Annotated in this window: 1 protein-coding gene; it reads left to right on the forward strand. The window is 50.4% G+C overall.

Going from position 1 to position 568, the window contains the following annotated elements; genetic code table 11:
* Positions 1-16: 16 nt before the first annotated feature.
* On the forward strand, positions 17-568 hold a 552-nt coding region (locus ACTQZS_RS15465; RefSeq protein WP_441476605.1), incomplete at its 3' end, for an IS66 family transposase.

Here is a 568-nt window from a genome sequence, read left to right on the forward strand (position 1 = left end):
GGGAGCCAAAAGCTATATGTGGGTCTACCGTACAGGGAAGATGTATCGTGACAAACCGATCATCCTCTACGAATATCAGAAAGAACGAAAAGCGGATCATCCGCGTGAGTTTCTGAAGACATTCAACGGTGTAGTGGTGACCGACGGATACGAGGTCTACCACAAACTGGCCCGAGAGCGGCAGGATCTGAAGATTTCCGGATGCTGGTCACATGCCCGACGACGGTTTTCAGAAGCAGTGAAAGCTGCTGGCCCGGAGGCCGGTAAACGGACGGTTGCGTATCAAGCACTTCAACGAATTGCGCAGATCTATCAGGCTGATAATGGTCTGTCCGATCTTTCTGCTGAAGAACGAGTGAAAAAACGCCAGACCCTCGTCAAACCACTTGTCGAGGACTTTTTCGCATGGCTGAAAGAATTCCATTCCCGGATTCCTTCAAGAACCAAGACCGGCAACGGTTTTGACTACTGCCTGAAACAGGAGCCATATCTCAGATATTTCCTGAATGACGGTGAAGTGCCGATCGACAACAATGCCGCCGAACAGGTTATCCGTCCATTCTGCGTA

The organism is Bilifractor sp. LCP19S3_H10 (assembly GCF_052119185.1).
Lineage (GTDB): Bacteria > Bacillota > Clostridia > Lachnospirales > Lachnospiraceae > Bilifractor.